This window comes from Streptomyces sp. NPDC127084 (genome assembly GCF_042724175.1).
Classification (GTDB): Bacteria; Actinomycetota; Actinomycetes; order Streptomycetales; family Streptomycetaceae; genus Streptomyces.
Genome location: NZ_JBHXFA010000122.1, coordinates 13,328 through 23,580, shown reverse-complemented (window position 1 = coordinate 23,580; position 10,253 = coordinate 13,328). Strand labels below are relative to the sequence as shown.

General features: G+C 70.0%; 8 protein-coding genes. All 8 read right to left on the bottom strand.

Annotated elements, in window-relative coordinates:
- Positions 1-174 precede the first annotated feature (174 nt).
- Positions 175-1,458, bottom strand: a complete 1,284-nt coding sequence (locus ACFWI9_RS24930; RefSeq protein ID WP_387165276.1) for a S8 family peptidase — start codon at positions 1,456-1,458, stop codon at positions 175-177.
- Between the two features lie 191 nt (positions 1,459-1,649).
- The gene (locus ACFWI9_RS24925; RefSeq protein ID WP_387165275.1) at positions 1,650-2,702 is read right to left on the bottom strand and encodes a selina-4(15),7(11)-diene synthase; all 1,053 of its coding nucleotides are present in this window, start codon (positions 2,700-2,702) and stop codon (positions 1,650-1,652) included.
- A gap of 173 nt (positions 2,703-2,875) precedes the next feature.
- Positions 2,876-3,502 carry an ATP/GTP-binding protein gene (locus ACFWI9_RS24920; RefSeq protein ID WP_387165274.1) on the bottom strand — a complete coding sequence of 209 codons (627 nt, stop codon included), beginning with the start codon at positions 3,500-3,502 and terminating at the stop codon, positions 2,876-2,878.
- Complete coding sequence (locus ACFWI9_RS24915) at positions 3,483-3,842, bottom strand: DUF742 domain-containing protein (RefSeq protein ID WP_387165273.1); 360 nt, start codon at positions 3,840-3,842, stop codon at positions 3,483-3,485. The genes ACFWI9_RS24920 and ACFWI9_RS24915 overlap by 20 nt, the downstream gene beginning before the upstream one ends.
- Positions 3,839-4,276 carry a roadblock/LC7 domain-containing protein gene (locus ACFWI9_RS24910; RefSeq protein WP_387165272.1) on the bottom strand — a complete coding sequence of 146 codons (438 nt, stop codon included), beginning with the start codon at positions 4,274-4,276 and terminating at the stop codon, positions 3,839-3,841. The genes ACFWI9_RS24915 and ACFWI9_RS24910 overlap by 4 nt, the downstream gene beginning before the upstream one ends.
- On the bottom strand, positions 4,273-5,997 hold the full coding sequence (locus tag ACFWI9_RS24905; protein WP_387165277.1) for an ATP-binding protein: 1,725 nt from the start codon (positions 5,995-5,997) through the stop codon (positions 4,273-4,275). The genes ACFWI9_RS24910 and ACFWI9_RS24905 overlap by 4 nt, the downstream gene beginning before the upstream one ends.
- Before the next feature lie 206 nt (positions 5,998-6,203).
- Positions 6,204-8,774, bottom strand: a complete 2,571-nt coding sequence (gene pepN / locus ACFWI9_RS24900) for an aminopeptidase N (RefSeq protein ID WP_387165271.1) — start codon at positions 8,772-8,774, stop codon at positions 6,204-6,206.
- Between the two features lie 204 nt (positions 8,775-8,978).
- The gene (locus tag ACFWI9_RS24895; protein ID WP_387165270.1) at positions 8,979-10,007 is read right to left on the bottom strand and encodes an aspartate-semialdehyde dehydrogenase; all 1,029 of its coding nucleotides are present in this window, start codon (positions 10,005-10,007) and stop codon (positions 8,979-8,981) included.
- Between the last annotated feature and the right edge of the window lie 246 nt (positions 10,008-10,253).

The following is a 10,253-nucleotide window of genomic DNA, read 5'->3' as shown; positions in this document are numbered from 1 at the left end:
GGACGGAGTGCTTCCGTCCGGCGCCCTCAGGCGTTCTGGCGGGGGCTTACGAGGGCTTGCGGGGGATCGGCAGGCCCCGAATCCGCCGTGAACGGTGACGGCCGGGGCACGGTGACCCGTGACCCCGTCCGCTCCGCTCGCACTGCGGTGGTGCGCTGGCTGTCCGGTGGCAGGTCAGAGTCCCGCCGCGTACAGCAGCCGGTTGGGCGAGCCCGGCGACAGACTGCGGATCGCGCTCTTCGTGGCCTGGTTGACCAGCCAGTCGCTGACGGCCTTCGGAGCGGCGTCCGGGTGGGTGCCGCGGTAGAGCGCCGCCACACCCGCCACATGCGGGGCCGCCATCGACGTACCGCTCATCTCGGTACTGCCGCCACCCATCTGCGCGGAGACGATCTCGGTGCCGGGGGCGTAGAGGTCCAGGCATCGGCCGTAGTTGCTGAAGTCCGCCTCGGTGTCCGTACGATCGACCGCGCCGACCGTGACGACCCGGGGAGTGCTGGCGGGTGAGGTCCGGCACGCGTCGTCCGCCGAGTTCCCCGCCGCGATGACCGGGAGCACACCACGGGCGAAGACCGCGTCGGCCGCGGCGTTCACGGAGGGGGACTTGGTGCCGCCCAGCGAGGCGGTCAGCACGGCGCGCGGTTTGGCGGTGCGGGCCACCCAGTCGAGTCCGGCGATGATCCCGGACCAGGCGCCGACCCCGTCGCAGTCGAGGACCCGCACGCTCACCAGGGTGGCCTGCTTGGCGAACCCGTAGGTCGCCCCGCCCACCGTGCCCGCCACATGGGTGCCATGGCCGTCGCAGTCCCGTCCGCGGCGTCCGTCGCCCACCGAGTCGAAGCCGTAGAGTGCGCGTCCGCCGAACTCGCCGTGCTTGTAGTCGATCCCGGTGTCCACGACATAGATGGTCGCGCCCTTGCCGGTCGCGCTGGCGGCGAACTTCCCGTCCAGTGGGAGTTTCCGCTGGTCGGCGCGGTCGAGCCCCCAGCTCGCAGCCAAGGCCGACCGTAGCGGCACGGGACCCGTGCGCACTGTGGGACCCATGCGGCCTTCGGGGTCTGTGAGACCAGAGGGAACGGTCGGGAGCGAGTGCGGCGGACGCTCCGGCGGTGTCCGGTGGACGTACACCCTGGAGTCCTCCTCCACCGCGGCGACACCGGGCACCAGCCGCACCGCCGCGAGCTGTTCCTTGCTCAGCCGTGCGGAGAAGCCGCGCATGGCCTTGTCGTAGGTGTAGCGGGCCTTGACGCCGGCGCGCTGCGCGACGGCCGCGGCGGTGGCACCGGTCTCCAGCGAGACGATGTAGCTGCCCCTGAGCGGCTCGTCCGCGAGATGCAGCGGTGCGGGACCGGGTCTGGGCTCGGCCCCGCGGTCCTGGGCGGTGGCGACGTGCCCGGGGGCGGTCAGGGACAGGGCGGCGAGCAGCGCGGTGGCCGCGCCACGCGCGAACAATCGCATGGGGACTCCAATCAGAACGATGATCACTTCACCGTTCTTTTCGACCCGGTCATGCGACTGCTTGAGCCCCTGTCAGCCGATCGCCCACAGCAAGCGGTTGTGGAACCGGCCATGGCCGCCGCTTCCAGGGGTTCCGGCGCCGACGGCGGAGCGGTCCCCGCCCCCTCGCCACGCGGGGGCGGGGACCCGTATCAGAAAGGCCGCGACGACTGCGACGGCCGCGCCGCGAGGTCCCACCACCAGGCGATGGCAGGGATGTCGAGCGGCTCGTGGCGGTCGTCGGCCGGGGTGTCGGTGAAGGTGAACACCGACAGCAGTTCGGGGCTGGAGCTGAGGCCCCAGTCCTGGGCGCCGCGTACGTAGCAGGCGAGCCCGCGCAGGTACTGCCGCAGTTGCGGGCTGCCCCGCTCGGCCAGCCTCTCGCTCAGCCGCAGGAACAGCGTCATCACCCGGTCCCGCTGACGGACGGCCAGGCCCAGGGCGTCGTCGGGGGCGAGCCCCTGCTCCTGCTCCAGCACCCGCAGGACGTTCAGATGGCCCGCCTCGGTGCCTGTACCGACGCGCTGCTGGTGGTACGAGAAGACGTCCCGGTCCCATGTGGTGATGAAGGAGGCCGACTCGGCGGCGGCGCGCACCGAGGGGTGGTCGCGCTCATGGGGCTGGAGCTCATAGGCGTGGCCCATCTCCAGGAGGGGGAGCATCACCGAGGTGGCCCCGTGGTAGAGGCGCATCAGCGTGTAGTCGCCCAGCGTGGGCAGGGTGCCCGCACGGAGGTGGGCCGCCTCCCATACGACGGCGAAGAAGTACTCGCGCAGCGCGTCGCCCCAGCGTGCGGACTGGCCAGCGGTGCAGAACCGGTCGATCCGCAGCCGCAGATCGCGCAGCCCGGCGGCGAGTGGGACGTCGTCCATCATGGGCGCCTCGGGGTTCTGGGCGACCCGGACCAGCCGGTGCAGCAGCCCGACCATGTCGTCGGCGCCGTGGCGCTCCGGCACCTCGTCCACCGCGGAAAGCCACAGCATGAAGTCCGAGAGGACGGAGACGACCTGATCGCTGCCCTCGGGCAGGATACGAGCGCAGAGGGAGCCGAAGCTCCGCCCGGCCGGCTCGTCGCGCAGCTCCGCCGAGCCGATGCGGAAGGTCTCCGCCCATGCCGCGGTCTGTACGTCGATACCGGAGTGGTTCGGGTGGATCGCCGGGGCGATGGGAGAGAAGAGCGGTGGTACGGACAGCTCAGGCCCCACGTCGGCCTTCCTCTCGTCAGGGTGCTCGGTCGTATGTCGTATATGCGGTTTGCGGCGTGTGGGAGTCAGGTACAGGTCAAGTCCGCGGTGCTGGTGCCACGTGTCCGTGCTGCCGGCACCGCGGTACCGCGTTCTGCTGCGCCGCTGCCGTGACCCGGACCGGAGCAGGCCGCTCAGGACACCCGTGACATGGCCAGTGACTGGAGGTAGCGCATAAGGGTCAGCAGGACATCCCGGCTCGAAGCCCGGTCCCGGGCGTCACACGCGACGATCGGCACCGAATCCGGCAGGTCCAGTGCCGCCCTGAGCTCCTCGATCGGGTAACCGGGCGCGCTCGGGAAGGAGTTGAGGGCGACCACGAACGGCACTCCTCGCTCTTCGAGTCGGCCGATGACATCGAAGCTGACCTCCAGTCGGCGGGTGTCCACCAGGACCACCGCACCCAGGGCGCCCTCGAAGAGCCCGCGCCACAGGAACCAGAAGCGCTCCTGGCCCGGAGTGCCGAAGAGGTACAGCACCAGTTCCTCGTTGATGCTGATGCGCCCGAAGTCCATCGCGACGGTGGTCGAGGTCTTGCTGCCGACCCCGGCGGTGTCATCGATGCCGACCCCGGCCTGGGTCATCGTCTCCTCGGTGGTCAGCGGGCGAATCTCACTCACCGAACCGACCAGGGTCGTCTTGCCCACGCCGAACCCGCCCACGACCACCACCTTGATGGCCGCGGTGGCAGTCACCGGCAGGGCGTCCGCGCTCCGTGGCCCTGCGGCCAGGGCGGGCTGCTCAGAGCTTTTGAAGTCCATGGATCACTGCCTCAATCAACGCGCGGTCGGGGAGTTTTGCGGCCGGGACGGGAGCGCGGGCGATCATCCGGTTCTCTGCGAGCAGATCGCCGATGAGGACGGTGACGACGCTGAACGGAAGGTTCGTGTAGGCGGAGACCTCGGCCACCGATAACGGCGCCTGGCACAGCTCCATGATCGCGGTGTGCTCGGGTGGCATTCCGGGCTTCGGCTGGGACTTGGCCACCACCAGGGTGACCAGGTCGAGCTCGACGGGAGCGGACGAGGTACTGCGCCCGCCCGTGATCACATAGAGCCGTTCGGGGCTCTCCTCCCAGCCGCCACCGCCCGGGTGGCTCACCTGGCCGCCCCTCCGCCGGTGTAACCGCCCGAGTAGGCGCTGTCGACCCGCGGCGGGCTGGTCAGGTGTTCACCTATGCGCAGGACGAGGTCCCGCATACGCTGGCCCATCAGCCCGGCGTCGACACCCTCGTCGGCCAGTACGGCGAGGAACGCCCCGGCTCCCGCGGCCATCAGGTAGAAGAAGCCGCCGTCCATCTCGATGACGACCAGCCGCATCCGGCCCTCACTGTAAGGGAGTTCGGACGCCACCGCGCCGGCCAGCGACTGGAGCCCGGCACAGGCCGCCGCGAGCCGGTCGGCGGTGTCGGTGTCGGTGCCGTACTGGGCCATGCGCAGACCGTCGGCCGAGAGCACCACCACATGCCGGGTCTGCGGCACCCCCTCCGCGAGGTCCTTGAGCATCCAGTCCATATTGGCCTGCTGCTGAATCATGGCTGTGTGTTCCCCTTGCTGGCATCGGTGGATTCCCCGGAGAGACCGCTCTGGAAGGCGGCCAGCCACATTCCGGGCTGCACCTGAGGTGTGGGCTCGTGGTCAGGAGCCGAGGTCGGTACGTAAGCCGATGAGTCCGGTACGGGAGCGGCCGGGTCCGGTACGGAGTCCCTTCCGTACGGGCCTCCGGTCGCGGCCGGAGCTGCCGGGTCGGGGGCCGCCACGAGGCGCGACTTGCGGCGGCGCTGCGGCAGCCCGTTCGGGGTCCACTCGGTCACCACGCGCCCGCTGGGAGGGGACACGATGGTGCCGTCCGGCGGCATGGGGCTGATGTCCGATGGCAGGGGATCGGGCGCCGGGCGTGGTTGCGCGTGCGGCTGCGAGTACGCCTCCACTTGCGAGTACGCCTCCGCCTGGGGGTACGCCTGCGCCTGTGTGTATGCCTGCGCCTGGGGGTACGCCTCCGCCTGGGTGTACGCCTGCGGCTCGTGGCGCTGTCCGGGTACGAACGGGGCGGCGGGGGCCGGTGCCGTGCGCGATGCGGCGGGCGGGAGCGTCGTACGGGGCAGGGAGGCGGCTCCGATGCCGTGGGCGATACCGGTCGCTGACTCGACCCCGGTGATCATTTCCTGGGGCATGACGACGACCGCGCGGACACCGCCGTAGGCGGAGGAGCGCAGCGAGACCTGGAAGCCGTACGCCTGCGCCAGCCGGCCGACCACGGCGAGGCCGAGTCGCGGGGTCTCTCCCAGGTCGTTGAGGTCGATGCCCTGCTGGGCCTGGCGAAGCACCTGCTCGGCGCGGCGGCGGGTCTCCTCGCTCATGTTGACGCCGCCGTCCTCGATCTCGATGGCGATGCCCGACTGCACGTCCATGGCGGTCAGATGGACCTTGGTCTGCGGTGGCGAGTAGCGCGTGGCGTTGTCGAGGAGTTCGGCGAGCGCGTGGATCAGCGGCTCCACGGCGGGCCCCACGACCGCGACTTCGGAGACGGTGTGCAGTTCGACCCGCTGGTAGTCGATGATCCGCGACATGGCGCCGCGCAGCACGCTGTAGAGCGGTACGGCCCTGCCCCACTGACGGCCGGGGCGTGCACCGCCGAGCACGGCGATGGAGTCGGCGAGCCGTCCGATCAGCGCGGTGCCGTGGTCGAGCCTGAGCAGATCGCCGAAGACCTCTGGGGACTTCCCGTGCCGGTCCTCCATCTCCCGAAGTTCCTTGGCCTGCTGGTGGACGATGGCCTGCACACGGCGGGAGATGTTCACGAAGGCCCGCTGCGCCGACTCGCGCAGCTCTTCCTCGCTCACGACCGCGCCCACGACGGCCTGGACCACGGCCCGGTGCGCCTCCGAAGCGGAGACCGAGCTCAGCACGTCTTCCGGGAACTCGCCCCGGTGCAGCCGGTCCATGGCGTCGGGGAGCAGCGAACCGGCGAGGTGCGCGGTCTCCGAGGCGTGGCGGGCCAGGATGGTGTCCCGCTCCCGGACGGTGCGACGCAGAGCCTCGATGGCCTTGCCCCGGCGGTAGACCTCGAAACCGATGACGGCGACCGCGATGGTGGCGATGGCGCCGATGACCACGACGGGGACACGGGCCGGAGTGGGCACCGTCACCACCGCGACGGCGGTGGCGACGGCTGTCACGGCGGCGGGCAGCAGCCACCCGAAAGAGGCCGCTGTGCGCGGGCTTCCACTTCCGGGCGACGATTCCTCACGGATCATCAGCACCCTCAAATAGAATCGAACGGGAACGATCACATGGCGACGCTGAGGGAGCATAGTCGCTCACTGAGCAGCTTGTTGACGCCAGGTCAAACTTCAGACACCGAACGGATCATGTCGGGTGGGTGAAACGAGTGGGCGCCCCGGACCGTGAGGTTCCGGGGCGCCCTTACTCGCAAGTAAGTCGAGTTGCGCAGAGCAGCAGGTCAGATGGCTGCGGCGTCTGCCGCCTGGGCCTTCAGGGCTCGCTCGATTCCCGCGCGGGACTCCGAGATCAGCCGCCGCAGGCCCGCGTTCGGACCGGCTGAATCCAGCCATTCATCCGTGGCCGTGAGTGTCTCCTGTGACACCTGAAGCGACGGATACAGGCCGATGGCGATCTGCTGGGCGATCTCGTGGGAGCGGGAATCCCACAGGTTCTTCACGACCGCGAAGAACTTCTCCGTGTACGGCGCAAGCAGTTCGCGCTGGTCGGTCTGGACGAATCCGCCGATCACCGCCTCCTGCACCGCGTTCGGCAGCCGGTCCGACTCGACCACGGACGCCCAGGCCTCCGCCTTCGCCTCCGCGGTGGGCCGGGCCGCACGGGCGGTCGCCGCGTGGCGCTCACCGGCGGCCGTCTTGTCACGCTCCAGCTCGGCCGTGATCTCCTCCTCGTCGAAGACCCCGGTCGCCGCCAGCCGCTCCACGAACGCCCAGCGCAGCTCGGTGTCCACGACCAGGCCTTCGACCGTCTCCCGGCCCTCCAACAGCGCCTGCAGCAGGTCGAGCTGCTGCGGGGTGCGCGCCGTCGCCGCGAACGCCCGTGCCCACGCCAGCTGGTGGTCACTGCCGGGCTCCGCCGCATGCAGATGGGCCAGCGTTGCGTCCGTCCACTGGGCCAGGCCCGCGTCACGCCACTCGGGAGCCGCGTACAGGTCGATCGCGAGCTTCACCTGGCGGTGCAGCGACTGCACCACGCCGATGTCCGACTCCTTGGCGATGCCCGACAGCACCAGCGACAGGTAGTCGCGGGTCGGCAGCTCGCCGTCGCGGGTCATGTCCCAGGCGGACGCCCAGCACAGCGCGCGCGGCAGCGACTCGGCGAAGTCGCCCAGATGCTGGGTGACGGCCTTCAGGGACTCGTCGTCAAGGCGCACCTTCGCGTACGACAGATCGTCGTCGTTCAGCAGCACCACCGAGGGGCGGCGCTTGCCCACCAGTTCCGGTACGGCGGTGAGCTCGCCGTCCACGTCCAGCTCCACACGCTCGGTGCGCACCAGCTTCCCGGCCCCGTCCAGGTCGTAGAAGCCCACCGCGATCCGGTGCGGGCGCAGCACGGCCTCACCCTTGGCGCCGGGCGGCAGCGCCGGGGCCTCCTGCTTGACGGCGAAGGAGGTGATGACGCCGGAGGAGTCTGTGTCGATCACCGGCCGCAGGGTGTTGATTCCCGCGGTCTGAAGCCAGGCCTGCGACCAGGTCTTCAGATCCCGGCCGCTGGTCTCCTCCAGCGCGCCCAGCAGATCCGTCAGCCGGGTGTTGCCGAAGGCGTGCCGCTTGAAGTACGCCTGCACACCGCGGAAGAACTCGTCCATCCCGACATACGCGACCAGCTGCTTCAGCACCGACGCGCCCTTGGCGTAGGTGATGCCGTCGAAGTTGACCAGCACGTCGTCGAGGTCCCGGATCTCGGCCATGATCGGGTGCGTGGACGGAAGCTGGTCCTGCCGGTAGGCCCAGGTCTTCATCGAGTTGGCGAACGTGGTCCAGGCGTGCGGCCACTTCGAGTCCGGGGCGTAGGCCTGGCAGGCGATCGAGGTGTACGTGGCGAACGACTCGTTCAGCCACAGGTCGTTCCACCACTCCATGGTGACGAGGTCGCCGAACCACATGTGCGCCAGCTCGTGCAGGATCGTCTCGGCCCGCACCTCGTACGCCGCGTCCGTCACCTTGGAGCGGAACACATACTGGTCGCGGATGGTCACCGCGCCCGCGTTCTCCATCGCGCCGGCGTTGAACTCCGGCACGAACAGCTGGTCGTACTTGGCGAAGGGGTAGTCGTAGTCGAACTTCTCCTGGAACCAGTCGAAGCCCTGCCGGGTGACCTCGAAGATCGCGTCGGCGTCCAGGTACTCGGCGAGCGAGGGGCGGCAGTAGATGCCCAGCGGCACGCTCTGCCCGTCCTTCTCGTAGGAGCTGTGCACCGAGTGGTACGGGCCGACGATCAGCGCCGTGATGTACGTGGAGATCCGCGGCGTCGGCTCGAACCGCCAGACGTTGTCCTTCGGCTCCGGGGTCGGCGAGTTGGAGATCACGCTCCAGCCCTCGGGCGCCGTCACGGTGAACCGGAAGGTGGCCTTCAGGTCGGGCTGCTCGAAGGAGGCGAACACCCGGCGGGCGTCCGGCACCTCGAACTGGGTGTACAGGTACGCCTGGTCGTCGACCGGGTCGACGAACCGGTGCAGCCCCTCGCCGGTGTTGGTGTACGCGCAGTCCGCGACGACCCGCAGCTCGTTGTGGCCTTCGTGCAGATGCGGCAGGGCGATCCGCGAGTCCCGGAAGACCGCGGCCACGTCCAGGGACTTGCCGTTCAGCACGACTTCGTGGACGGCGGGTGCTACGAGGTCGATGAAGCTCTCCGCCCCTGCCTCGGCGGAGTCGAAGCGCACGGTGGTCACGGACCGGTAGGTGCCGCCCCCCTGCGCCCCGGTGAGATCGAGGTCGATCTCGTATGAGTCAACGGTGAGCAGGCGTGCTCGCTCTTGCGCCTCTTCACGGGTCAGGTTTGTGCCAGGCACCCGGTCATCTCCTCGGTATGTGACGTTTCCGGTCATCTTTCCACGGAGCGGGGCGCCACTCATCCGAGTAACGCCACGGTGCCAGAGGTGCGGCCCCGGAAAGCAGCCGGGGCGGCCCGCGCACCCGTGGGCGCACGGACCGCCCCGGTCAGGACCGCGGCCAGGCGGTGGTCAGGCGGTCGTCAGCGGGCGTCCGGGAGGAGCTCAGGCGCCCAGCTCGGCCGCCACCAGCTCCGCGATCTGCACCGCGTTCAGCGCGGCGCCCTTGCGGAGGTTGTCGCCGGAGAGGAACAGGGCGAGGCCGTTGTCCACGGTCTCGTCCACTCGGATGCGGCCCACGTACGAGACGTCCTTGCCCGCGGCCTGGAGCGGGGTGGGGATCTCGGAGAGCTCCACACCCGCCGCGCCGCTCAGCAGCTCGTAGGCGCGCTCCACGCTGACCGGCCGCTCGAAGCGGGCGTTGACCTGGAGGGAGTGGCCGGAGAAGACCGGCACCCGCACACAGGTGCCGGAGACCTTGAGCTCCGGGATCTCCAGGATCTTGCGGGACTCGTTGCGGAGCTTCTGCTCCTCGTCGGTCTCGAAGGAGCCGTCGTCCACGATGCTGCCGGCCAGCGGCAGCACGTTGTACGCGATCGGGCGCTTGTAGACGCCGGGCTCGGGGAAGTCGACGGCCTCGCCGTCGTACGCCAGCCGGTCGGCGTTCTCGGCGACCGCGCAGGCCTGGGTGCGCAGCTCGGCGACGCCCGCGAGGCCCGAGCCGGACACGGCCTGGTAGGTCGTGGCGACCATGGCGACCAGTCCGGCCTCCTGGTGCAGCGGCTTCAGTACCGGCATGGCGGCCATGGTGGTGCAGTTCGGGTTGGCGATGATGCCCTTGGGGCGGTCCTTGACCGCGTGCGGGTTGACCTCGGACACCACGAGCGGCACCTCGGGGTCGCGGCGCCAGGCGGAGGAGTTGTCGATCACGACGGCGCCCTGCGAGGCCACCTTCTCGGCGAGCGCCTTGGAGGTGGCGCCCCCGGCCGAGAAGAGCACGATGTCCAGTCCGCTGTAGTCCGCGGTGGCGGCGTCCTCGACCGTGATGTCCGTGCCCTGCCACTCGATGGCGGATCCCGCGGAGCGAGCCGAGGCGAACAGCCGGAGCTCCTCGACCGGGAACTTCCGCTCGGCGAGGATCTTGCGCATGACGGTGCCGACCTGCCCGGTGGCTCCGACGATTCCGACCTTCACGGGACTCCTCCGTACCTTTTCCGTACTTTTGTACAGACTGCGTGGCCTGGTGTGTTCCATGATGCGTCTGTCCCCGGCCGGGTTGTCCAATCCATTGTCCAAGGGTCGGGACGCATGGTCCTGCTCACATGCCGAAGGGCGGGCGACAGGGTCGCCCCCCCCCCCCCCCGGCCGGGCGGAGACCCCCCCCGAGCCGCGCGGGTGGGGGGTGTTGGGGGTGAGGTTATAGGGCAACCACAGCGGAGC